This is a genomic window from Noviherbaspirillum suwonense (assembly GCF_900182955.1).
Lineage (GTDB): Bacteria > Pseudomonadota > Gammaproteobacteria > Burkholderiales > Burkholderiaceae_D > Noviherbaspirillum_A > Noviherbaspirillum_A suwonense.
Genome location: NZ_FXUL01000003.1, coordinates 274,721 through 297,681 on the forward strand (window position 1 = coordinate 274,721; position 22,961 = coordinate 297,681).

Genomic DNA, 22,961 nt, shown 5'->3' on the forward strand with positions numbered 1-22,961 from the left:
GCCGTTCAAGGCTTATGGCGCCGCGTTCTTGGGCGGCAGCGTCGCCTGCACGCGGCTCGCGAGCTGCACTTCGCCGGTCGCATTGTTGGCCACCATGCCGGTGCCGTTGAGCTGCGAGTCGCCGAGCGTCATGCGGACCGGCTTGTCGGTGCGCATGATGTCCTCGTCGGGCAGCACCAGCAGGTAATCGGACTCCATGTGGAACAGGGTGGAGGCCGGGGTCTTGGGCCGGTCGATGCGGACCTGATCATACATGTGCACCCGGCTGCCGTCAGGTTCGATCCACGCACGCTCGGCGCGGGCCGTCATCGGCGGCCGTTCGCGGCTCAGGCTGTTGACGACCGGCAGGTCGACCGTATGCGTGTCGTCGGCCGGGTTGTGCACCATGCGCTTGCCGGAAATGTTGTACTGCGCTTCGCCAGTAGCCGAAAGCCGAACGAAATTGAAGTTCTCGACAAAATAGTCCGGGTCGACGCGCGCCGTCGCGGTTCCCGCGGCATTGCCCGTCTTGCGCATGATTTCCAGCAGCCAGAAGCTGCCCAGCGCCAGCACCACGGCCAGCATCAGCAGCGGCAGCGCGCCGAAGCGCCTGCGGTCCTTTTTCATTGCAGGTACGGCGCCAGCGCCGCCTCGTAGTTGCCCTGCGCACGCAGGATGAAGTCGCACAGCTCGCGTACCGCGCCCTGGCCGCCGCGGGCGGTAGTCACGTAATGCACGCGCGAACGCACCTCGGGATGGCCGTTGGGCACGCTGGCCGCGAAGCCGACGCGGGTCAGCACCGGCAGGTCGATCACGTCGTCGCCGATGAAGCCGCTGTCTTCGGCCGCGATGCCGCATTCCTGCAGCAGCGTGCGGTAACCGGATAGCTTGTCATGCACGCCCTGCTGCACGTGGACGATGCCGAGGTCGGCCGCGCGCCGCGCCACCAGCGGCGACTTGCGCGCGCTGATGATGGCGGTGATCACGCCGGACTGCTGCAGCAGCTTGATGCCGTGGCCGTCGAGCACGTTGAAGGTCTTGATCATTTCGCCGTCGGCGCCGAAATGCAGGCTGCCGTCGGTCAGCACGCCGTCGACGTCGAACACCATCAGCCGGACGCGGCGCGCCCTGGCGATCATGGCTTCTTCCTGGGACTGCATCAGATCACCTTGGCGCGGGTCAGGTCGTGGATGTGCAGGGCGCCCACCAGCCTGCCTTCGGCGTCTGCCACCAGCAACTGGTTGATGCGGTGCTGCTCCATCAGTTCGACCGCTTCCACCGCCAGCTGGTCCGGCCCGATGGTGCGCGGGTTGGCATGCATCACGTCGGCGATGGCAAGCTTGCTGAAGTCCTGCTCGCGCTCGATCAGCCGCCGCAGGTCGCCGTCGGTGAACACGCCGATCGGGCGGCGCATGTCGTCGACGATGGCGGTCATGGCCATGCCCTTGCGGGTGATTTCCAGCAGCGCCTGGTTCAGCGACACGTCGCGGGCAACCGCCGGGATCGCGTCGCCGCTGCGCATGATGTCCCGCACATGGGTCAGCAGCCGGCGGCCGAGCGCGCCGCCCGGGTGGGAGCGGGCAAAGTCTTCCTCGCGGAAGCCGCGCGCGTCGAGCAGCGCCACGGCCAGCGCGTCGCCCATCGCCAGCGTCGCGGTGGTGCTGGCCGTGGGCGCGAGGTTCAGCGGGCAGGCCTCCTTTTCGACCCGGGTGTCCAGGTGCACGTTGGCCAGCAGCGCCAGGCTGGAGAATTCATTGCCGGTCATCGCGATCAGCTTGGCGCCCATGCGCTTGATGATCGGAACGATGGCCAGCAGTTCGGCGGTCTCGCCGGAATTCGAGATGGCGATGAACGCGTCGTTCTCGGTGACCATGCCGAGGTCGCCGTGCGCGGCTTCGGCCGGGTGGACGAACATCGACGGCGTGCCGGTAGAGGCCAGGGTCGACGAGATCTTGCGGGCGATGTGGCCGGATTTGCCGATGCCGGACACCACCACGCGGCCGGTGCATCCGAGCAGCAGCGCGACGGCGCGGCCGACGCTGCCGTCGTCGGCGGAGATCCGGTCTTTCAGCGCGAGGATGGCGTCGGCTTCGATCTGCAGTGTTTCACGCGCCATCTGTGTTGCGCGCTGGGCCGGGCTGGTGTCGAAAGGCTTCGACATTGTTTTTTCATCGGGTACACTCATGCCCAAAGTATAAACGAATTACGAAAGCAAAAAACCTGCCAGAGATAACAAAAACCCGGTGATTTGATCGGTCGCTATCCAGCCGCGGCAACAGGCTGTTTCGATTTTTCAACCAGGACCGGCTTTCCTGCCCGCGCCCATGTTTTCAGCTCTCGAACTTACTCTGCTTCTGCTGGGCTCAGCCGTGCTTGGCGTGGTGGGCTTCCGCATGCTGCATCTGCCGCCGATGCTGGGCTACCTCGCGGTCGGCATCCTGATCGGCCCGCATGCGCTCGGCCTCGCGGAGGAAAACGCGACCACCCATACGCTGGCCGAGTTCGGCGTGGTGTTCCTGATGTTTTCCATCGGCCTCGAATTCTCGCTGCCCAAGCTGTCGTCGATGCGGCGCACCGTGTTCGGCCTGGGCATGGCGCAGGTGCTGCTGACCATCGCGGTGACCATGCTGTTCGGCTGGTTCGCCGCGCTGGTGCTGCCGCCGATGATGCAGATCAGCTGGCGCGCCGCGTTCGCGCTGGGCGGGGCGCTGGCCATGTCCTCGACCGCCATCGTCTCCAAGATGCTGACCGAGCGGCTCGAACTGGAAAGCGAGCACGGGCGCCGCATCATCGGCATCCTGCTGTTCCAGGACCTGGCGCTGGTGCCGCTGCTGATCCTGGTGCCGGCGCTGGCCAACCCGCGCGACCTGCTGCCGACGCTGCTGTGGGCCGGCCTGAAAGCGGTGATGGTGCTGGTGCTGCTGCTGTTCCTGGGACAGAAGCTGATGCGCGGCTGGTTCCAGATCGTCGTCAAGCGCCGCTCGCAGGAACTGTTCATGCTGAACCTGCTGCTGATCACGCTGGGCGCGGCCTGGATCACCGAACGCGCCGGCCTGTCGCTGGCGCTGGGCGCCTTCGTCGCCGGCATGCTGGTGTCGGAGACCGAATACAAGCACCAGGTCGAGGAAGACATCGCGCCGTTCCGCGACGTGCTGCTGGGCCTGTTCTTCATCACCATCGGCATGCTGCTCAATGTGCCGCTGGTGCTGCAGAACTGGTGGCTGGTGCTGCTGCTGCTGGTCGGCCCGGTGCTGATCAAGTTCGGCCTGATCGCGGCGCTGGCGCGGGCCTTCGGCGCTTCCACCGGCGTCGCGCTGCGCACCGGCCTCGGGCTGGCGCAGGCCGGCGAATTCGGCTTCGTGCTGCTGAACCAGGCCGGCGGCCTGCAGCTGGTCGACCCCTTCCTGATCCAGCTGATCCTGGCGTCCATGGTGCTGTCGATGCTGATCACGCCGTTCATCCTGGCCAAGTCCGACGCCATCGTGCTCAAGCTGTCGGCCAATGAATGGATGCTGCAGTCGCTGGCGCTGACCCAGATCGCCACCCGCACGATGAGCACGCAGCAGCACGTGATCATCGCCGGCTTCGGCCGCAGCGGCCAGAGCCTGGCCAAGCTGCTGGAAGAGGAGAAGATCGCCTATCACGCGCTGGACCTCGACCCGGAACGGGTGCACGAGGCGCAGGCGGCCGGCGCCAACGTGTCGTATGGCGATGCCGCGCGGCGCGAAAGCCTGGTCGCGGCCGGCATCCACCGCGCCGCGGCGCTGGTGATCACCTACGCCAGCACGCCGTCGGCGTTGAAGACGCTGCACCATGTGCATGAGCTTGCGCCGCAGCTGCCGGTCATCGTGCGCAGCCATGACGACACCGACCTCGACAAGCTGCGCGCCGCCGGCGCCGCCGAAGTGGTGCCCGAAGCGATCGAGGGCAGCCTGATGCTGGCCTCGCATGCGCTGCTGATGCTGGGCGTGCCGCTGCGGCGCGTCCTGCACCGGGTGCAGGACGCGCGCGGCGAACGCTATGCGGCGCTGCGCGGCTACTTCCACGGCGCCGACGACAGCCCGGACGGCGCCGAGCACCTGAACGTGCGGCTGCACTCGGTGGCCCTGTCCGGCGACGCGCATGCGATCGGCAAGTCGCTGGGAACGCTGGGACTGCACGAGGTCGGCGCGGAGATCACCGCGATCCGGCGCAGCAGGAGCCGCATCGACATCTCGCCGGAAACGGTGTTCCATGGCGGCGACATCGTCGTGCTGCGCGGGGCGACGGAAGCGATCGCGCTGGCGGAGGAAAGGTTGCTGAGGGCCTGACGCCGCCAGGGCGCGGGCGCGCAACTGCAGATTTCATCGCTTTCCGCGCCAGGCCGTGCACGAAACGATCGCCTGACGGAAGCGTTTTACAATAGCGTGTTCAAGAAATCGCGCCGTGCAGCGCAGACGGCCGCGCCCCGCCTGCTTCCTCCCTGATATGAATGGAGTTTTATGCCGTTTTTGAAGCGATCCCTGACGGTGATTTTCGCCGCCGGCATCATGCTCGCCTGCGTGGCCTGCAGCCCGCTCAGCGCGATCAACACGCTGACCCCGTCGGCCAGCTATCACAAGAGCGCCGACATCAGCTACGGCGCCGACCCGCGCCAGAAGCTCGACATCTATGCGCCGCGCGACGTGGCGGTCGGCGCGCCGGTGGTGGTGTTCTTCTATGGCGGCAACTGGCGCATGGGCGACCGCGCCGACTATGCGTTCGTCGGCGAGGCGCTGGCCTCGCGCGGCATCCTGGCGGTGATTGCGGACTACCGGCTTTATCCGCAGGCCAGCTATCCCGGCTTCCTGGAAGACAGCGCCGCCGCGGTCGCCTGGACCGCGCGCAAGGTGCGCAGCTACGGCGGCAACCCGGAGCGCCTGTTCGTGATGGGGCACAGCGCCGGCGCCTATAACGCGGCGATGATGGCGCTCGATGGACGCTGGCTGGGTGCGCAGGGCATGAAGCCGACGGCATTGCGCGGCTGGATCGGCCTGGCCGGCCCGTACGACTTCCTGCCGATCGACAGCCCGGATGTGAAGCCGGTATTCCATTTCCCCGATACGCCGCCGTCGTCCCAGCCGGTCAACCATGTCAGCGCGGGCGCGCCGCCGGCGCTGCTGATCGCATCGGAAAAGGATGCCGTGGTCGATCCGGCGCGCAATACCGGCCGGCTCGCCAGCCGCCTGCGCGAGGCAGGCGTCGACGCCGAAACCTTCTACTACGGCCGCACCGGCCATGCGACGCTGGTCGCCACGCTGTCGCGTCCGCTGCGCAGCCTGGCGCCGGTGCTGGACGATGTCGAACGCTTCGTGGCAAGTCACGGCGCCGCAGCGAGGGACTGAGCGCCGATGGACATGTTTCAACGCATACTCGGCATCATCCTGCCGGTGTTCGTCATCATCGGCCTCGGTTACGGCTATGCGCGGCTGCGCGGCGAAAGCGTGCGCGCCGACATGGTCCCGGTCAACCGCGTCAGCATGGAAGTGCTGTGCCCGCTGCTGATCTTCACCGCGCTGGCCGCCAAGGACTTCGATGTCGCCAACAATCTGTCGCTGATCGTCGCCGGCGCGCTGATCTCGCTCGGCTCCGGCCTGCTGGCATGGCCCGTGGCGCGCCTGCTCGGCTACGACCCGCGCAGCTTCGTGCCGCCGATGATGTACAACAACTGCGGCAACATGGGCCTGCCGCTGGCGGCGCTGGCGTTCGGCCAGGCCGGGCTGTCGGCGGCGGTGGCGCTGTTCATGGCGGCCAACCTGGTGTATTTCTCGGTCGGCATCAAGATCATCGAGGCTGGCCGCAGCGGACGGCGCAGCTCCTTCTTCAAGTTCATGAGCAGCCCGATGATGCTGGCGATGATGGTCGGCATGGTGTTCGCGGTGCTCAAGCTCAGGCTGCCGGGGCCGCTGCAGATCGCGCTGAAGATGATGGGCGACGCCTGCATACCGCTGATGCTGTTTTCACTGGGCGTGCGGATGATGGACGTGAGCTTCAAGAGCTGGCACATCGGCCTGGTCGGCGCGATTGCCTGCCCGCTGACGGGGCTGGCCTGCGCCGGCCTGCTCGACCTGGTGCTGCCGCTCTCGGCGATGCAGCGCGGCCAGATGTACCTGTTCGCGTCGCTGCCGCCGGCGGTGTTCTGCTTCATGATCGCCGAGCAGTACCAGCAGGAGCCGGACAAGGTGGCGTCCATCGTGCTGCTCGGGAACCTGGTGTCGCTGGCGTTCGTGCCGCTGGGCTTGTGGCTGGGGCTGGCCTGACTGAGGGGCTGGCGCGGTTTGCCTAGCGCACCGTGCGCTTGTCGCCCAGCCGCCGGCGCTTCTTCGCCAGGAACAGCTGCTTGCGGATGTTGCCGCCGGCGCGGTGCAGTTCCCGCATCAGCTTCTGGCGCAGCGACAGCCGCGGCTTGCTTGCGCTGCCCAGGGTCGTCTCGAAGCTTTCCTGGTGCGAGATCGGCCCCGGCGCCACGCCCATGATGTTGACGCCATGCTCCCATTCGCGGTCGATCGCCATGTCGATCGCATGCGCCATGTCGGCCGTGTAGTCGACCAGCCGGCGCGCCGCGCGGCGGTTGAGCAGGTAGCCCTGCGTGCCGTTGGGCTGCTCCAGGTAGTCGACCAGGAAATGCTCGCCGGCGAGGCGCCGCAGCGGGTAGGCGGTGCGCTGGAACACGCCGGTCAGGCGCACGAATTCCCAGTCGCCGGTATCCCTGCAAAGCGCGTCGACGACGGCGGCAAAGTCGGGACCGATCTCGACATCGTCTTCCAGCACCAGGCAGAGCTGGTCGTCGCCGGCGAGGAAGGCCTTCCAGACCTCGCGGTGGCTGAGGTAGCAGCCCATTTCGCCGGCGCGCATGTCGACGCCGCTGTGGCGCAACCGCCGGTCACGGGCGTAGGCGTCGGGCCAGCCGCGGCCGAGGTCGACCCGGACGGCGTCGAAGAAGCGGTAGGGCAGGCCGCAGGCGTCGAGCTGGGCCCGCATGTAGGCGCGGCGCGCATGCTCGTCGGCCAGCGAAATGCACTGTACCGTGATCATGCATCGGCCCCGGCGTTGTCCATGTTCACCAGCAGCAGGCTGACCGCAAGCCCATAGAACATGATGGTCGGCCGCCATGCCAGCACCACGTCCACCATGCCGGCCAGCAGGAAGCCGCTGCACAGGATGACCAGCGGCAGCGCCGGGCTGGCGGCCGACGGCTGCAGCCGGTAGCGCCGCCAAGCCGCCGTCAGCGGCACGAAATACAGCATCAGGATGGCGGCCGCACCAAGCAAACCGCCTTCCGCGGCGAACTTCAGGATGTCATTGTGCGGATGGGTGAACATGCCCAGTTCGGCCGGCGTCTTGCCGCTCGACTTGTAGCCGGCCAGCGTCCCGGCGAAATTATGGTTGCCGACGCCGATCAGCGGGTGCTCGGTGAGCATCCTGCCGGCGAAGCGCCACAGTTCCAGCCGGGTGGTCGTCGAGGTGCTGACAAAATGTTCCTCGGTCATGTAGTGCTCGATCTCGGCGACGGTCTGGTCGCCCCTGGCCCACAGCGTGCTGTTGCTCATCACCACCACCATGACGACGGCCGCCGCGCCCACGCTCAGCAGCAGCACCCGCAGGTTCTTGCGCGGCAGCAGCAGCCAGAGCACGATGCCGAGCGCCAGCGCCACGCCCAGGCCGCTGCGCGTCTGGCTGAGCAGGGGCACGCTGAAGGCGACCGCCAGCAGCGCCGCCGGCGCGATGCGGCTGCGCAGCAGGCCGTTCGGCGCAACCCAGCACTGCAGCGCGACCATGGCCAGGATGATGGACAGCGAGGTCTGCGGAATGGTGCCGAGGAAGCCGTTCGGGCTGATGCCGCGGTCCAGGTGCAGCACGTGCATGTGCACGGCCATCAGTCCCATGCTGTAGACGGTGAAGAACACGCAGCCCCACAGGAAGGGGCGGATCGGCGGCCGCAGGATGCGCAGCGCCAGGTAGACCGGTATGCAGAGGAAGAAGCGGGACAGGTCGTCGAAATCGCGCAGCGCGATGAGCCGCGGCGTGGCCAGGTACTGCACCGTCACCAGCGCCAGCGGCAATGCCAGCGCCAGCAGCCACAGGCGCCGGACCGGGGCGGGCGCCGCGGCCGGCAGGCGGCGTGCCATCGCCAGCGTCGCGCATGCCGCCAGGAAAATCAGCACGGTGACGATGTCGTTGGCGGTCTTGTTGGTGATCAGGGATACCGGGTACAGGCAGAAAAGCCATGTCATGACGGTTTGCATGACGACGGGACGCTGTTCGGTTTGTTGCACGAGGTGTTCTTTCTGGCTATACACGGGTCGGACTGCGCAAGCCTGCCCATTTTAATGCACTAATGACAATTAGTTGTCTGTCCGTGCATTAAAACAGCATTGCTGCGCCGCGGCAGCCCGAAGTATAACCGCCGCCCGCAGGCCAAACCCGTGGACGACCGGGCCTGGCCTGCGGGCGGGCTGCCTTACTTCTTTTTCTTCAGCATCGGCGCCAGGTACCTGCCGGTGAAACTGGCGGGCGTTTTCGCCACGGCTTCCGGCGTGCCGGCCGCGATGATCTCCCCGCCGCCCGCGCCGCCCTCGGGACCGAGGTCGATCAGCCAGTCGGCCGTCTTGATCACGTCCAGGTTGTGCTCGATGATGACCACCGTGTTTCCCTGGTCGCGCAGCCGGTGTATCACTTTCAGCAGCAGGTCGATGTCATGGAAGTGCAGGCCGGTGGTCGGCTCGTCGAGGATGTACAGCGTGCGGCCGGTGTCGCGCTTGGACAGTTCCAGCGACAGCTTGACCCGCTGCGCCTCGCCGCCCGACAGCGTGGTCGCGCTCTGGCCCAGGCGGATGTAGCCCAGGCCCACGTCCAGCAGCGTGTGCAGCTTGCGGGCAATGACCGGCACCGGCTTGAAGAACTCGTGCGCTTCCTCCACCGTCATCCCGAGCACCTCGGTGATGTTCTTGCCCTTGTACTGCACTTCCAGCGTTTCGCGGTTGTAGCGCCGGCCGTGGCAGACGTCGCACGGCACGTAGACGTCGGGCAGGAAGTGCATTTCCACTTTCAGCACGCCGTCGCCCTGGCACGACTCGCAGCGCCCGCCCTTGACGTTGAACGAGAAGCGCCCGGCCGAGTAGCCGCGTTCCTTGGCGGTCGGCACGGTCGCGAACAGGTCGCGGATCGGCGTGAAGACGCCGGTATAGGTCGCCGGGTTGGAGCGCGGCGTGCGTCCGATCGGCGCCTGGTCGACCGAGATCACCTTGTCGAAATGCTCCATGCCGGAGATCGAGTCATGCGCCGCCGGCTCCGCCTGCGAGCCGTACAGGTGGCGCGCCGCCGCATGGTAGAGCGTGTCGTTGACCAGCGTCGACTTGCCCGAGCCGGACACGCCGGTCACGCAGGTCAGGAGGCCCACCGGCACCTTGAAGGTGACGTTCTTCAGGTTGTTGCCGGTGGCGCCAGTGATGATGAACTGGCGCTTGGGGTCGGGCGGCGTGCGCTTTTCCGGCACCTTGATGGCGAAGGTGCCGTTCAGGTACTGCGCGGTCAGGGACTTCTTGTTCTTCAAGATTTGCGCCAGCGTGCCTTCGGCAATCACTTCGCCGCCGTGCACGCCCGCGCCCAGGCCCATGTCGACGATGTAGTCGGCGCAGCGGATCGCGTCCTCGTCATGCTCGACCACGAGCACGCTGTTGCCGATGTCGCGCAGGTGCTTCAGCGTCTCGATCAGGCGGTCGTTGTCGCGCTGGTGCAGGCCGATCGACGGCTCGTCCAGCACGTACATCACGCCGGTCAGGCCGGAGCCGATCTGCGAGGCCAGGCGGATGCGCTGCGCCTCGCCGCCCGACAGCGTGTCGGCGCTGCGCTCGAGCGACAGGTAGTCGAGGCCGACATTGTTGAGGAAGGTCAGGCGCGCGATGATTTCCTTGATGATGCGGTCGGCGATCTCGCGCTTGGCGCCCTTGAGCTTCAGGTTCTCGAAGAAGGCCAGCGTGTCGCGCAGCGGCGTGGCCGCCACTTCATAGATCGCGCGCTCCTGCGCGCCGTTGCCGACCTTCACGTTGCGCGCTTCGATCCGCAGCCGGGCGCCGTTGCAGGACGGGCATTCCTTCTTGTTGATGAACTTGGCCAGTTCTTCCTTGACAGCGATGGAGTCGGTTTCCCGGTAGCGCCGCTGCAGGTTGTTGACCACGCCTTCGAAGGTATGCTCGCGCACCACCGCGCGGCCGCGCTCGTTGATGTAGGTAAACGGCACGGTCTGCCGGCCCGAGCCGTGCAGCACCGCGTCCTGCGCCTTCTCCGGCAGGTCCTCGAACGGCACGTCGAGGTCGAAGCCGTAGTGCGCGGCCAGGCTGGAGAGCATCTGGAAATAGAACTGGTTGCGCCGGTCCCAGCCCTTGACCGCGCCGGAAGCCAGCGACAGGTTGGGGAAGGCGACGATGCGGCGCGGGTCGAAGAATTCGATGTGGCCCAGGCCGTCGCATTCCTGGCAGGCGCCCATCGGGTTGTTGAACGAGAACAGCCGCGGCTCCAGTTCCTGCAGCGAATAGCCGCAGACGGGGCAGGCGAACTTGTTGGAGAACACGTGCTCGGCCTGGCTGTCCATGTCCACCACCACCGCGCGGCCGTCGGCCAGGCGCAGCGCGGTCTCGAAGCTCTCGGCCAGCCGCTGCTTGATGTCGGCCTTGACCTTGATGCGGTCGATCACCACGTCGATCGTGTGCTTCTCGGTCTTCTTCAGCTTGGGCAGGTCGTCGATTTCGTAGATGCGGGCCGGGTTGGTCCCGCTCTGTATGCGAAAGCGCACGAAGCCCTGGGCCTGCATGTGCTCGAACAGGTCGACGTGCTCGCCCTTGCGGTTGGCCACCACCGGGCCGAGGATCATCAGCTTGGTGTCTTCCGGCATGGCCAGCACGGCGTCGACCATCATCGACACCGACTGCGCCGCCAGCGGATTTTCCGGGTGCTGCGGGCAGTAGGGCGTGCCGACGCGGGCGTACAGCAGGCGCAGGTAGTCGTGGATCTCGGTGACGGTGCCGACGGTCGAACGCGGATTGTGCGACGTGGCTTTCTGCTCGATCGAAATGGCCGGCGACAGGCCCTCGATCAGGTCGACGTCCGGCTTTTCCATCAGCTGCAGGAACTGGCGCGCATAGGCCGACAGCGACTCGACGTAACGGCGCTGGCCTTCCGCGTACAGCGTGTCGAAGGCGAGGGAGGATTTGCCGGAGCCGGAGAGCCCGGTAATGACGATCAGTTTGTTGCGGGGCAGATCGAGGTTGATGTTCTTGAGGTTATGCGTGCGCGCGCCTCGAATGCGAATTTCTTCCATGAATACTTTCAGCGTGAGTATCCCGGCTGCGGTGCAATCAATCTCGGCAGGGACCGGGTCAGTGCGGGTCAACCTGATACTATAACGGGTTTTGAAGTTCGCTGTATTACCCGGCTTTTGCCGCTAACATCTACCCATGTCATCCTTACATTCCGCATCGTCCCCGCCTTCGCAGCCACCTTCGCAGGACGGCGGCATGACCCGCACCGAGGTCCGCGCCAGCGCTTCGCTGGCCTCGATCTTCGCGTTGCGCATGCTGGGCCTGTTCCTGATCCTGCCGGTGTTCTCGGTGCACGCGCGCAGCATGCCGGGCGGCGACAGCGCCACGCTGATCGGGCTGGCGATGGGCATGTACGGGCTCACCCAGTCCTTCGGGCAGATTCCCTTCGGCATCGCGTCCGACCGCTACGGCAGGAAGCGCATCATCATCATCGGCCTGCTGCTGTTCGCGCTCGGCTCCTTCGTCGCGGCCATGGCCAACCATATCGGCTGGGTCATCGTCGGCCGCGCCATCCAGGGCGCGGGCGCGATTTCCGCCGCCATCACCGCGCTGATCGCCGACAGCACCCGCGAGGAGCACCGCACCAAGGCGATGGCCATGGTCGGCGGCTCGATCGGCCTGTCCTTCGCGCTGTCGCTGGTGGCCGCGCCGCTGCTCTACAGCGCCATCGGCATGGGCGGCATGTTCGCGCTGATCGGGCTGATGTCCATCGCCGCGATCCTGGTGGTGATCTATGTCGTGCCGCAGGCTGCGCCGCTGCCGCCGCAGACCGTGCGCTTCGCCGAGGTGCTGAAGAACCGCGAGCTGATGCGCCTGAACTATGGCGTCTTTGCGCTGCACCTGACGCAGATGGCGATGTTCGTCGTCGTGCCGGCGGCGCTGGTGCGCGGCATGGGCCTGCCGGTGGCCGAGCACTGGAAGGTCTACCTGCCGGTCGTGCTGCTGTCCTTCGTGCTGATGCTGCCGCCGGTCTTCATCGGCGAGAAGCAGGGCCGGATGAAGCAGGTATTCGTCGGCGCGATCGCGCTGCTGCTGCTGGTCCAGGGCGGCATGTGGCTGGTCCTGTCGCAGCCCGCGCCGCACTGGATGGCGCTGGTCGGGCTGCTGCTCGCCTTCTTCATTGCGTTCAATATCCTCGAGGCAAGCCAGCCGTCGCTGGTGTCGCGCATCGCGCCGCCCGGCGGACGCGGCGCGGCGCTCGGCGTCTACAACACGCTGCAGGCGCTGGGCCTGTTCTGCGGCGGCGCCGCGGGCGGCTGGCTGACCCAGCATTCGGGGCCGTCGACGGTGTTCATCCTGGGCGCGGGACTGACTGTTGTGTGGCTTATAATTGCGTCCAATATGCAAAACCTGCCGCGGCGCGGCCCCCGTCAGCAACCTGCCGCCGTTTAAATCAGTTAAGGAGAACTACCCATGGCTTCGGTCAATAAAGTCATCATCGTTGGCAACCTCGGGCGCGACCCGGAGACGCGCTACATGCCCAGCGGCGACGCAATGACGTCGATCGCCGTCGCAACCACCGACACATGGAAAGACAAGACCACCGGTGAAAAGAAGGAACAGACCGAATGGCACCGGATCAGCTTTTTCGGCAAGCTCGCCGAGATCGCCGGCCAGTACCTGAAAAAAGGCAGCCAGGTCTACATCGAAGGCTCGCTGCGCACCCGCAAGTACACCGACAAGGACGGCGTCGAAAAGTACTCGACCGAAATCAAGGCCGACACGATGCAGATGCTGGGCAGCCGCCAGGGCATGGGCGGCGGCGCCGGCGGCGGCATGGATGACGGCGGCGGCTACAGCAGCGCCCCGCCGGCACGCCAGAACGCCGGCGCGCCCGCTGGCGGCGCGTCCGGCGGCGGCAGCCGCCCGGCGCCGCGCCCGGCGCCGAACTTCTCGGACATGGACGACGATATTCCGTTCTGACGCCCGCGCAGTTCCAGGCAACGCACAACCCCGGCAATCCTCGATGGATGCCGGGGTTTTTTTCGATCGGGCGCGGGAAGCGCCGATCGTGCCGGCCCTGTCCTGCGCCAGGACAGCGCGGTGGGCCGGGAAAAGCGGCGATGCGCTGCTCGCGCCGCGCCGGCCAGCATGAAAAAAGCCCCGGAACCGGGGCTTTCTGTTTCCCGGACCGCCGCATGCGCGCCGGTCCGGGAGGCCTGGACGGCTCAGGCGATCAGGCTGCCTTGTTTTTTGCGGACTTGCGCCGCGCCGCGCCTATGCCCAGGAAACCGATGCCCATCAGGGCGATGGACAGCGGCTCCGGCACCTGCGCGGTCAGGGTCGAGTCGGCGAAGAAGAAGGTGCTCAATGGGTTGATAGTGCCGACGGTGATGGAAATTTTTCCGTCTGTCGCGAGATCCGCGAGCGATGCCGAATTCAGCGCGAAATTCACGATCTCGCCGCCATGTGCCGAATTGTAGGTGCCGTTCGGGACGTCGCTGCCGGTTTTGAGCTGGCCCGTTCCTACGGTAATGAAATAGTTTTCATTGAACAGCAGGTCTGTCAGGCGGACTTCGAGCACCGCGGAAAGCAGTCGATCGCTGCCTGGCGTGTAGCCGCTGCCGATGTCGTGGGTGAAAGTGGCCCAGTGCGCTATCGAGATCAACTCATCAGGGTTTCTCGCGATGCTGTCAGTGACCACTGCCGCGCTGGCGGTGATCGAAGTAGCGGCTGCCGTCATGAAGGCAAGGCTGAGTAAGGCTTTCTTCAACATTTTCATTTTTCGCTCCCTGGAGTCGGTTTGGATTATGGTTCTAATTGCATTATCGAAGTAGCAATGTTTATGCCAATAAATATTACCCATAAAAAACAATTGCTTAAATGAACATGGGTTTCCGGCGAGGGCGGGGTTGTAAGAAATTCCGACATGGGCGGGCAGGGCGGCGCGCCGCCGGCGAAAGGGCGCGCGGCCTGTGCCTGCATCCGGGCGCGGCGGCCTAGCGGAGGTAAAACGCCAGTCTTTGTTCCTGGGCGGCGGCGGAGTACATCTGCTCGACCGTCGCCCGCGCGGCGGCGCCGAGGCGCGCGCGCAGGCCGGCGTCGGCGGCGAGACGTTCGAGCAGCGCGGCGGCTTCCTCAGTGGTCTCGAAGAGAAATCCGTTCTCGCCATGCCGGATCGCGTCCGCATAGCCGCCGTTGACATGGCAGACCACCGGCAGCGCGCAGGCCATGGCCTCGAAAACGACCCGGCCGAAGGTTTCCACGTGGGTGTGGCTGCGGTAGTAGAAGATGTCCAGGCCTTGCAGGAAGTCGGCCGCCGGCATCGCGCCTTCCGGCGACAGCGCGATGCCGTCCTCCGGGGCAAGGCGGTCCGCCAGGCAGCTTGCGCCCTGCAGGCGCACCGCGTAGCCGCTGGCCGCAAGCCGGCGGTACAGCGCGATATCGTCGGGATGGTGCTTTTCCGGCACGTCGCGGCTCATCCTGCCGATGACGATGCGCGGGTGCGGCGCATCCGGCGAACGCGGCGCCGGCCGGAAACGTTCGATATCGATAGGCGACGGATGCACTTCGCCGGGCAGGGACAGCAGCCGGCTCTGGAACGAGGAGATCAGCACGTATTCGGTGCGCGGCCAGCCCAGCAGGCGCGGCATCGCCGAGGTCAGCGCCACCACTTTCGGGTGGAAGGTGTTGTAGAGGTAGATCAGCCGGCGCGGCTTCTGCACGAAATACGGCCACAGCTTGTTGCGCCAGTGCGCGCCGATGAAGACATAGGTGCCGCCCTGCGGGAAGGCGCCCGGACGCCGGGCCACGCGCCGGATCGGAAACTGCCGCATCAGCTCCCTGGAGACCTTGGACGACGTTGCCCACAGGCTGACGTCCGCGCGGTCCTTCAGCAGCGCATACAGCGACAGCGCTTCCTGCTCGCTGCCGCCGTAGGGGTTCTGGAAACCGTTGAAAAGATGAAGGACAGGGCGCGCCGGCGGATTGGGCATGGCGATGGCGATGCGGGACAAAAGGGGGGCCTAGCCTAACATATTGCCCCGCATGCATGCCGGCCGCCGGCAGACCCTAGCCATCAGGACAGGGACCGGTCCACTTTTGCGCTGTCGCTGATCCGACGCAAACCCGGATGGCCGGAGGATGGGCGTACCGCAACTGCCAATATTGCTTTTCATTTATACTTTCTCCTTTATATTCAGCGCTTTCACGGGCCGACCATGCAGACTAAAACAGGCCCGGCGCAAACCGTTGCCAACAAAACACGGGCATCCACCGGCATCGCCGGACTCAACGACATACTGGGCGGCGGGCTCACGCCCAGCCGGGTCTACCTGGTCGAGGGCACGCCGGGCACCGGCAAGACCACGCTGGCGCTGCAATTCCTGCTGGAAGGCGCGAAACAGGGCGAAAAAGGGCTGTACATCACGCTGTCGGAGACCGCCGAGGAACTGGCCTCGGTGGCCGAGAGCCATGGCTGGATGCTCGACAGCATCTCGGTGTACGAGCTGATCAACGACATGAACCTGGACCCCGACGGCGAGCAATCGATTCTTTATCCGTCGGAAATCGAGCTTGGCGAGACGACCCAGAGCGTGATGCAGCAGGTCGACCAGCAGGCGCCGGTGCGCATCGTGTTCGACAGCCTGTCGGAAATGCGGCTCTTGGCGCAGAACCCGCTGCGCTACCGGCGCCAGATCCTGGCGCTGAAGCATTACTTTGCGTCGCGCAAATGCACGGTGCTGCTGCTGGACGACAAGACGTCGGAGTCGGGCGACCAGCAATTGCACAGCATTGCGCATGGCGTGATCAGCCTCGAACAGGCGGCCCACGAGTTCGGGCCGGAAAGGCGCCGGATGCGGGTCATCAAGATGCGCGGCCTGAAATTCCGCGGCGGCTATCACGACTTCATCCTCGGCACCGGCGGCCTGCAGGTTTTCCCGAGGCTCGTGGCGGCCGAACACGGTCGCGCGTTCGCGGTGGACATGCATTCCACCGGCTCGGCCGGGCTCGACCGGCTGCTGGGCGGCGGGCTGGTGCCGGGCACCTCGTTCCTGGTCTGCGGCCCGTCCGGCATCGGCAAGACCACGACGGCGATGCGCTGCGCGCTGACCGCGATGCAGCGCGGCGACCGGGTCGCCTATTACCTGTTCGACGAAGGCATGAGCACCTTCATGCTGCGCAGCAGGACGCTGGGCATGGACATGCAGCCGTATATCGACAACGGCCTGCTGGTGATCCATCACATCGACCCGGCCGAGGTGGCGCCCGGCGAGTTTTCCCACATGCTGCGCACGGCCGTCGAGAAGAACCACGCGAAGCTGGTCGTGATCGACAGCCTGAATGCCTACCTGCAGGCGATGCCCGGCGAGAAATTCCTGATCCTGCAGATGCACGAAATACTCAGCTACCTGAACCAGCAGGGCATCACCACGGTGCTGGTGCTCGGCCAGCATGGCGTCATCGGCGACGTGCATGTGGACGTCGACCTCAGCTACCTGAGCGACGCCACCATGTTCCTGCGCTTCTTCGAGGCGGCAGGGCAGATACGCACGGCAATGTTCGTCATCAAGAGCCGGACCAACAACCACCAGCGCACGCTGCATGAATTCCGCATTACCGCGGACGGCGGCATACAGGTCGGCGACGCGCTGGAAAATTTCGAGGGCATCCTGACCGGCCTGCCGACCTATCGTGGCGGCACGGCGATGATGCAGGTGGCGGACGACGGTGAAAATGACGGCCAGTAGCGCCGAAGAGCGCATCCTGGTGCTGGCGCCGCGCGGCCGCGACGCCCAGGTCATCGCGCAGGTGCTGGCCGGCAGCGGGCTGACGTGCGCCGCCTGCGGCGACTACCCGGCGCTGATGCGCGAGCTCGACGCCGGCGCCGGCGCGGCGGTGATTTCGGAGGAGGCGCTGCAGGGCGCCGACCTCGACATCCTCGCCGCCTGGCTGGCGCGGCAGGCGTCGTGGTCCGACTTCCCGTTCGTGCTGCTGGTGTCGCGGCAGGCCGCGCCGCGCAAGGAAGCGGCCCGCATGCTGCTTGGCAATATCGCCAATGTGCTGCTGTTGGAACGGCCGCTGAATGCGGAAACCATACGCCGCGCCACCGCCTCCGCGCTGCGCGCGCGCAAGCGCCAGTACCAGGCGCGCACCGACCTGCAGGTGCGCATACGGGCCGAGGAAAGGCTGCACATCGCGCTGGAAGCCGGCCGCCTCGGCACCTGGGAAATCGACTTTCCGGGCATGGAGCTGCGGGCTTCGGACACCTGCAAGCGCAGCTTCGGCCGCGACCCGGCGCAGCCTTTCGGCTACGACCAGCTGGTCGCCGGCATCCAGCAGGAAGACTGGCGGCGCTACCATGACCTGATGAAGGCGACGATCATCGCCGGCGGCGGCTTCAGCATCGAATACCGGGTGATCTGGCCGGACGGCTCGCTGCACTGGCTGCATGTGCAGGGCAAGGCCAGCCTGGACGCGGATGGCAGGCCGGTGGCGGTGGCCGGCGTGTCCCAGGACATCACCGAACGCCGCGCGGCCGAGCGGCGCCTGCGCGAAAGCCAGGAAGCGCTGCGCGAGCTCAACGAGACGCTGGAGCAGCGCATCGACGCCCGCACGGCCGAGCTGGCGCAGGCGAACGACAGGCTGATGCGCGAGATCACCGAGCGCGAACGGGCCCAGGTGGCGCTGGTCCAGGCCCAGAAAATGGAGGCGGTGGGCCAGCTGACCGGCGGCATCGCGCACGATTTCAACAACCTGCTCAATGTCATTTTGGGCAATGTCGAACTGATCGAGCGGCAGTCGAGCGACGAGCGCATCAAGCGCATGGCGCAGACGGCCCGCCGTTCGGCCGAACGCGGCGCCAAGCTGACCGGCCAGCTGCTGGCCTTTTCGCGCAGCCAGAGCCTGGACCTGCGCCCGGTCGACCTGACGCACCTGATGGGCGAGGTCAGGGACCTGCTGTCGGCCGCGATCGGGCCGGACATCCAGCTTGAGTTCGGCCTTGCTCCCGACCTGCCGCCGGCGATGGCCGACCTGAGCCAGACCGAGCTGGCGATACTGAACCTGGCCATCAATGCGCGCGACGCGATGCCCAATGGCGGCCGGCTCGTCATCGACTGTGCGCTGCGGCAGCCGCCCGACGGCCTGCTGCCGCCGGGCCGGTATGCGGTGGTGTCGGTGCGGGACAATGGCCAGGGCATCAACCCCGAGATCCTGAACAAGGTGTTCGACCCGTTTTTCACGACCAAGGCGGTCGGCAAGGGCACCGGCCTGGGACTGAGCCAGGTCTACGGCATCGCCCAGCAGTCCGGCGGCACCGCGCGCATCGAAAGCCGGGCCGGCGAAGGCACCACGGTCGAGATCTGGCTGCCGCTGGCGCCGCAGGATGCGGCCGAGGCCGCCGCCGCGCGCGCAGCCGAGCCGCCGCGCACCGCCGGCCAGGCCCGCATCCTGGTGGTGGAGGACGACCCCGGCGTGCGCCAGTTCATCGTCGAATGCCTGGAAATGTCGGGCCACTGGGTGACCCAGGCCGAGCATGGCGAAGCGGGGCTGGCGCAGATCGACAGCGCGATGCCGGACCTGATGATCGTCGACTTCCTGATGCCGGGGATGAACGGCGCGCAGCTCGCCGCCGAGGTCGGCCTGAAACGCCCGGACCTGCCCATCATCATTGCCACCGGCTATGCCGACATGCAGGAAATCGAGCGCGTGGTCGGCAAGAACGCGGTGCTGAAAAAGCCATTCCAGATGCGCGACCTGCTGGAAAGCGTGCGGCTGGCGCTGACACGCTGAACGGCCGGCGGGCGGGGAGGGCGCTGCGCGCGCCTCCCCATTCGCCCACGCAGCGCCCGGCCCCACGCCCTGGGGCAAAACCGCTTCCCGCCATTCCCGCTCCCGTTCGGTCTACAATCGCGCATCCAAAGTGCGAATGCCGTATCCATGGTATTGACCCCTAGCAAATGAGCAAGTCCATCAGCAACCTGCGCCACCGGTTCGACCGCATCGCCGGCAGCAGGCCCATGCTGGCCGTCGGCACGGTCGCGATCGCCTGGCTCGCGGGCGGGCTGTTCGGCGTGCCGGCGCTGCTGAAATGGCAGTTGCCGCAGCAGGCCCAGCGCCAGCTGGGCGCGACGCTGACGCTGGGCGAGGTCTATTTCAATCCGCTGACGCTGGCGCTGGAAGTCAATGACATCAGCCTGCGCACGGTCCGGGAAGGCACGCTGCTGTCGGCCGGGAAGCTGCGCGCCGACCTGGAAATGTCGGGCCTGTTCCGGCGCGCGTGGACCCTCGCCGACATCCAGCTCGAACAGCCGATGCTGCGCATCGAATACGACAAGCAGGGCGCGCTGAACCTGCAGCCGCTGCTGTCGGCGCTGCAGAAAAATCCGGCGCCGCCCGACCAGCCGCCGGCGCGCATGCTGCTGCAGCGCCTGAGCATCCGGAACGGCCGCGTCGATGTCGTCGACCAGCGCCTGCAGCAGCCGTTGATCGCCCGCATCAGCCCGGTAACGCTGGACGCAAGCGACATCGGCACGCTGCCGGACGCGGCCGGCAAGTGGACGCTGGCCGCCCGTTCCGAGGCGGGCGAGGTGCTGCGCGCCGGCGGCTCCCTGGGCCTGCAGCCCGTGGCGCTGCGCGGCACGCTCGACCTGGCCGGCGTGCAGGCGGGCACCCTGGCGCGCGCGCTGCACAGGCAGGTGACGCTGACCGATGTCGCCGGCACGCTGGGCCTGCATGGCGAGATCGATGCGGCGCTCGCCGGCGGCGCGCTCGCGGCCACGCTGGACAAGGTCGAGCTGACGCTGGCCGGGCTGGCGCTGAAGTCCGGCGCCGCCGTCATCGCCGTGGAGAGCGGGACGCTGGCCCTGGCGCATGCGCAGCTGGCCCAGGCCGAAGCCGGCCTGCAGGGCAGGATTGCGGACATCAGCCTGGCGCTCGGTTCGTCCAGCCTCGCCCAGGGCGCGACCCGGCTACGCTTTCCCGAAGCCCGTTACAGCAGCCGCGCGCTGCTGCTCGCGCCCGGCAGCGACAATGCGTACGTGCTGGAGGAAAGCGCCATGTCGCTGCCGCAGCTGGCATTGAAGCAGGCCGGCAGCGACATGGCGCTATCGGCCCCGGCCGCCAAGGCCGGCCGGCTGGCGCTCAAGCCGCTGGCCGGCGGCTTTTCGATGCGGGCCGATGACGCGGCGCTGACGCTGGCCGGGATGACCCGGCAGGAAGGCGCGCAGAAGCTGAGGTCGGGCGCGGCCGCGCTGGACGTGCGCAGCGCGAGCACCAGGCGCGAAGGCAGTGCGCCGCTCACCGTGCGCCTGAACGCGCCCAAGGTCTCGGTCGCCGCGCTGAACGTCAGCGGCGCCCGCGCGGAGCCGCTGTACGGCCTTGCCGAGGGCCGCGGCGCGGCCGAGAGCGTCACGCTGTCGTTGCCCGCCTCGGGGCCGGATGCGCTCGTCGACGGATTGTCCGCGACCCTGAGGAAGCTGGTCGCCAACGATGCCCGCCAGCCCGGCGAACTCGCCCACGCGGACAGCCTCGAACTCAAGGGCGCGCGGCTGCGGCTGGCGTCGCGCCAGCTCGACCTCGGCAGCCTGACGCTGGCCGACGGCGCCGCAAGCGTGCGCTTCGCCAGCGACGGCAGCCTGAACTGGACCGGCCCGGCGGCGTCGCCTGCGGTGGCTTCCCCGGCTGCCCCGGCTACGACGCCTTCGTCCGTTTCAACCGCTTCCACCGCCTCGACCCCGCCCCCGGACAAGGCGCCGGTGGCGGCGCGCCGGGCGCCAGCCGCGGCGCCATGGCGCATCACCGCCGACAGCATCGACCTGCGCAACTTCAGCGCCTCCTATGCCGATGCCCGCCAGCAGCCGCCGCTGGCGGTCGATGCCGACAACATCGTCGCCAGCGTCAGTGCGCTGGACACGGCCGGCGCCGCGCCGGCGCGCGTGGCGCTGCGGGCCGGCGTGGGCGGCGGCACGCTGCAGGCGCAGGGCAGCCTGCAGCTGCAGGACTATGGCGGCGAGTTCGACATCAAGGCCGCCGGCCTGCCGCTGAAGCTGGCGCAGCCCTATATCACCGAGGCCGCGCGGCTGGTGCTGACCGGCGGCACGCTGTCGGGCGCCGGCAAGCTGCGGGTGGGCAATGCGACCGGCCCGAAGATCACCTATGCCGGCAGCGCATCGCTGGACAAGGTGGCGATCGACGAGACCGCGCCGCGCCAGCCCTTCCTGTCGTGGGACGCCATCTCGGCCGCCAACATGCGGCTGGCGCTGTCGCCGAACCGGCTGGAGATCGGCCAGCTCAATATCGCCGGCCCGGTCGGCAAGCTCATCATTGCCGAAGACCAGACGGTCAACCTGTCGCGGGTGTTCAGGAAGTCGCCGGCCCCCGGCGCGCAGAAAACGGCCGCCGCCAGTGCGCCGGCGAAGGCCGCCGACGGCGACCCGTTCCCGGTCTCGATCGCCCGCATCCGCGTCGACGACGGCGTGCTGACCTTTGCCGACTTCAGCCAGCAGCCGCAGTTCAGCACCCGGATGCATGACTTCGAGGGCGTGATGACCGGGCTTTCCAGCGCGCCCGGCAGCCGCGCGCAGATGCAGTTCAATGCCGCCATCGCCGACTATGGCGACGCCCGCATCAGCGGCGCGATGAACCCGTTCAAGCCGGCCTATGCGACCGACGTGCGGATGAACTTCCGCAACGTCGACCTGAGCCAGCTGACGCCGTACGTGGTGCGCTTCGCTGGCTACCGGGTGACGGCCGGCACGCTGTCCTCGGACCTGCGTTACCAGGTGAAGGAAGGCCGCCTGGTCGGCGACAACCGCTTCGTGCTCAACAAGGTGAGGCTGGGCGAGAAGGTGGAAAGCCCGACCGCGATGGACCTGCCGCTGAAGCTGGCGCTGTCGCTGCTGGAGGACGAGAACGGCATCATCAACATCGGCGTGCCGGTGACGGGCGACCTGCAGAATCCGCAGTTCAGCTTCGGCGCGGTGGCCCGCCGCGCCATCGGCACCGTGCTGCGCAACATCGTCTCGGCGCCGTTCCGCGCGCTGGCGTCGCTGTTTGGCGGCGGCGGCGAAAAGATGGATGTGATCGCGTTCGATCCCGGCAGCGCGGAGCTGGCGCCGCCCGAGCAGCAGAAGCTCGACAAGCTGGCCGAGGCGCTGGCCAAGCGTCCCGCGGTGAAGCTGCTGGTGCATCCGGCGGTCAGCGCCGAGCAGGACGAGGCGGCATTGCGCTCGCTGGCCGCGCGGCGCGCGCTGCTGGGCCGCATGGGCGTGAAGCTGGCGGCAGACGAGGAGCCGGGACCGGTCGACACCGCCGGCCCGGACGTGCAGAAAGCCATCGTCGCCCTGTACCGCGAACGCTTCCCGGGCGAGGCGCCGCAGCCGGCGGCGGATGTGACGCCGGAAGCCTGGCATGCGCAGCTGCTGGACAAGCTGATCGCCGCGCAGCCGCTGCCGCAGGATGCGCTCGCGGCGCTGCAGAAAGAGCGCGGCAGCATGGTCAGGGAACAGCTGGTGAAATCGTCATTGCCGGAATCCAGGATCGCGCTGGGCAAGCCGGAGCAGGCGACCGGCGCGCAGGACGGCGACATCGCGACCAGGCTGGAACTCGTGCCGCTGTAATCAGCATGGAAAGGGCGCGTGTGCCGCGCATCCGTGCCTATTGCGTTGCAGCGTGCGTCAGAGCGGAACCGAATACAGGATCGCT

16 protein-coding genes are annotated in these 22,961 nt (G+C 67.3%); 8 read left to right on the plus strand and 8 right to left on the minus strand.

Translation table 11 applies throughout. The annotated features are described in order from the left end of the window. Window positions 1-12: 12 nt before the first annotated feature. Genes lptC through QOL82_RS06930 form a run of 3 tightly spaced genes read right to left on the minus strand, consistent with a single transcriptional unit; the run spans window position 13 to window position 2,164 of the window. A complete protein-coding gene (gene lptC / locus QOL82_RS06920; RefSeq protein WP_283441511.1) occupies window positions 13-606 on the minus strand; it encodes an LPS export ABC transporter periplasmic protein LptC in 594 nt (197 codons plus the stop codon). Further along, the gene (locus QOL82_RS06925) at window positions 603-1,139 is read right to left on the minus strand and encodes a KdsC family phosphatase (RefSeq protein WP_283441512.1); all 537 of its coding nucleotides are present in this window, start codon (window positions 1,137-1,139) and stop codon (window positions 603-605) included. The genes lptC and QOL82_RS06925 overlap by 4 nt, the downstream gene beginning before the upstream one ends. Then, the gene (locus tag QOL82_RS06930; RefSeq protein WP_283441513.1) at window positions 1,139-2,164 is read right to left on the minus strand and encodes a KpsF/GutQ family sugar-phosphate isomerase; all 1,026 of its coding nucleotides are present in this window, start codon (window positions 2,162-2,164) and stop codon (window positions 1,139-1,141) included. The genes QOL82_RS06925 and QOL82_RS06930 overlap by 1 nt, the downstream gene beginning before the upstream one ends. Window positions 2,165-2,303: 139 nt before the next feature. On the opposite strand from QOL82_RS06930, the gene QOL82_RS06935 reads away from it, so the two are divergent. From QOL82_RS06935 to QOL82_RS06945, 3 genes are all read left to right on the plus strand, one after another. After that, a complete protein-coding gene (locus QOL82_RS06935) occupies window positions 2,304-4,289 on the plus strand; it encodes a monovalent cation:proton antiporter family protein (protein WP_283441514.1) in 1,986 nt (661 codons plus the stop codon). Between the two features lie 171 nt (window positions 4,290-4,460). After that, entirely contained in the window at window positions 4,461-5,342 is an 882-nt protein-coding gene (locus QOL82_RS06940) for an alpha/beta hydrolase (protein ID WP_283441515.1), read from the plus strand. Window positions 5,343-5,348: 6 nt separating this feature from the next. Continuing rightward, window positions 5,349-6,257 (plus strand): AEC family transporter, encoded by a 909-nt coding sequence (locus QOL82_RS06945; RefSeq protein WP_283441516.1) that lies wholly within the window; start codon window positions 5,349-5,351, stop codon window positions 6,255-6,257. Window positions 6,258-6,279: 22 nt separating this feature from the next. Here the strand turns inward: QOL82_RS06945 and QOL82_RS06950 are convergent, their stop codons facing one another. The 3 genes from QOL82_RS06950 to uvrA form a co-directional block, all read right to left on the minus strand. Beyond that, complete coding sequence (locus tag QOL82_RS06950; RefSeq protein ID WP_283441517.1) at window positions 6,280-7,032, minus strand: glycosyltransferase family 25 protein; 753 nt, start codon at window positions 7,030-7,032, stop codon at window positions 6,280-6,282. Next, window positions 7,029-8,231 (minus strand): O-antigen ligase family protein, encoded by a 1,203-nt coding sequence (locus QOL82_RS06955; RefSeq protein ID WP_283441518.1) that lies wholly within the window; start codon window positions 8,229-8,231, stop codon window positions 7,029-7,031. The genes QOL82_RS06950 and QOL82_RS06955 overlap by 4 nt, the downstream gene beginning before the upstream one ends. 227 nt (window positions 8,232-8,458) lie before the next feature. Next, complete coding sequence (gene uvrA / locus QOL82_RS06960) at window positions 8,459-11,314, minus strand: excinuclease ABC subunit UvrA (protein ID WP_283441519.1); 2,856 nt, start codon at window positions 11,312-11,314, stop codon at window positions 8,459-8,461. A gap of 196 nt (window positions 11,315-11,510) precedes the next feature. Between uvrA and QOL82_RS06965 the strand changes: the two genes are divergently transcribed. Continuing rightward, on the plus strand, window positions 11,511-12,707 hold the full coding sequence (locus QOL82_RS06965) for an MFS transporter (RefSeq protein WP_283441520.1): 1,197 nt from the start codon (window positions 11,511-11,513) through the stop codon (window positions 12,705-12,707). Between the two features lie 21 nt (window positions 12,708-12,728). Then, window positions 12,729-13,238: a single-stranded DNA-binding protein gene (gene ssb, locus QOL82_RS06970; protein WP_283441521.1), complete on the plus strand. Its 510-nt coding sequence runs from the start codon at window positions 12,729-12,731 to the stop codon at window positions 13,236-13,238. Window positions 13,239-13,491: 253 nt separating this feature from the next. Here the strand turns inward: ssb and QOL82_RS06975 are convergent, their stop codons facing one another. Further along, window positions 13,492-14,037, minus strand: coding sequence for a PEP-CTERM sorting domain-containing protein (locus QOL82_RS06975; RefSeq protein WP_283441522.1), 546 nt, complete (start codon window positions 14,035-14,037; stop codon window positions 13,492-13,494). 217 nt (window positions 14,038-14,254) lie between these two features. Then, window positions 14,255-15,271: a glycosyltransferase gene (locus tag QOL82_RS06980; protein ID WP_283441523.1), complete on the minus strand. Its 1,017-nt coding sequence runs from the start codon at window positions 15,269-15,271 to the stop codon at window positions 14,255-14,257. Window positions 15,272-15,475: 204 nt separating this feature from the next. Between QOL82_RS06980 and QOL82_RS06985 the strand changes: the two genes are divergently transcribed. The 3 genes from QOL82_RS06985 to QOL82_RS06995 all read left to right on the plus strand — a co-directional run bounded on the left by QOL82_RS06985 (window position 15,476) and on the right by QOL82_RS06995 (window position 22,876). Next, window positions 15,476-17,005 (plus strand): ATPase domain-containing protein, encoded by a 1,530-nt coding sequence (locus tag QOL82_RS06985; protein WP_283441524.1) that lies wholly within the window; start codon window positions 15,476-15,478, stop codon window positions 17,003-17,005. Further along, window positions 16,992-19,049, plus strand: a complete 2,058-nt coding sequence (locus QOL82_RS06990; protein ID WP_283441525.1) for a hybrid sensor histidine kinase/response regulator — start codon at window positions 16,992-16,994, stop codon at window positions 19,047-19,049. Before QOL82_RS06985 ends, QOL82_RS06990 begins: the two co-directional genes overlap by 14 nt. A 167-nt stretch (window positions 19,050-19,216) precedes the next feature. Further along, a complete protein-coding gene (locus QOL82_RS06995; RefSeq protein WP_283441526.1) occupies window positions 19,217-22,876 on the plus strand; it encodes a DUF748 domain-containing protein in 3,660 nt (1,219 codons plus the stop codon). Window positions 22,877-22,961: the final 85 nt, after the last annotated feature.

What these genes read in the sequence shown, in the direction of transcription:
- lptC (WP_283441511.1), bottom strand. Translation starts at nt 606, where the DNA reads ATGAAAAAGGACCGCAGGCGCTTCGGCGCGCTGCCGCTGCTGATGCTG.
- QOL82_RS06925 (WP_283441512.1), bottom strand. Translation starts at nt 1,139, where the DNA reads ATGCAGTCCCAGGAAGAAGCCATGATCGCCAGGGCGCGCCGCGTCCGG.
- QOL82_RS06930 (WP_283441513.1), bottom strand. Translation starts at nt 2,164, where the DNA reads ATGAGTGTACCCGATGAAAAAACAATGTCGAAGCCTTTCGACACCAGC.
- QOL82_RS06935 (WP_283441514.1), top strand. Translation starts at nt 2,304, where the DNA reads ATGTTTTCAGCTCTCGAACTTACTCTGCTTCTGCTGGGCTCAGCCGTG.
- QOL82_RS06940 (WP_283441515.1), top strand. Translation starts at nt 4,461, where the DNA reads ATGCCGTTTTTGAAGCGATCCCTGACGGTGATTTTCGCCGCCGGCATC.
- QOL82_RS06945 (WP_283441516.1), top strand. Translation starts at nt 5,349, where the DNA reads ATGGACATGTTTCAACGCATACTCGGCATCATCCTGCCGGTGTTCGTC.
- QOL82_RS06950 (WP_283441517.1), bottom strand. Translation starts at nt 7,032, where the DNA reads ATGATCACGGTACAGTGCATTTCGCTGGCCGACGAGCATGCGCGCCGC.
- QOL82_RS06955 (WP_283441518.1), bottom strand. Translation starts at nt 8,231, where the DNA reads ATGACATGGCTTTTCTGCCTGTACCCGGTATCCCTGATCACCAACAAG.
- uvrA (WP_283441519.1), bottom strand. Translation starts at nt 11,314, where the DNA reads ATGGAAGAAATTCGCATTCGAGGCGCGCGCACGCATAACCTCAAGAAC.
- QOL82_RS06965 (WP_283441520.1), top strand. Translation starts at nt 11,511, where the DNA reads ATGACCCGCACCGAGGTCCGCGCCAGCGCTTCGCTGGCCTCGATCTTC.
- ssb (WP_283441521.1), top strand. Translation starts at nt 12,729, where the DNA reads ATGGCTTCGGTCAATAAAGTCATCATCGTTGGCAACCTCGGGCGCGAC.
- QOL82_RS06975 (WP_283441522.1), bottom strand. Translation starts at nt 14,037, where the DNA reads ATGAAAATGTTGAAGAAAGCCTTACTCAGCCTTGCCTTCATGACGGCA.
- QOL82_RS06985 (WP_283441524.1), top strand. Translation starts at nt 15,476, where the DNA reads ATGCAGACTAAAACAGGCCCGGCGCAAACCGTTGCCAACAAAACACGG.
- QOL82_RS06990 (WP_283441525.1), top strand. Translation starts at nt 16,992, where the DNA reads ATGACGGCCAGTAGCGCCGAAGAGCGCATCCTGGTGCTGGCGCCGCGC.
- QOL82_RS06995 (WP_283441526.1), top strand. Translation starts at nt 19,217, where the DNA reads ATGAGCAAGTCCATCAGCAACCTGCGCCACCGGTTCGACCGCATCGCC.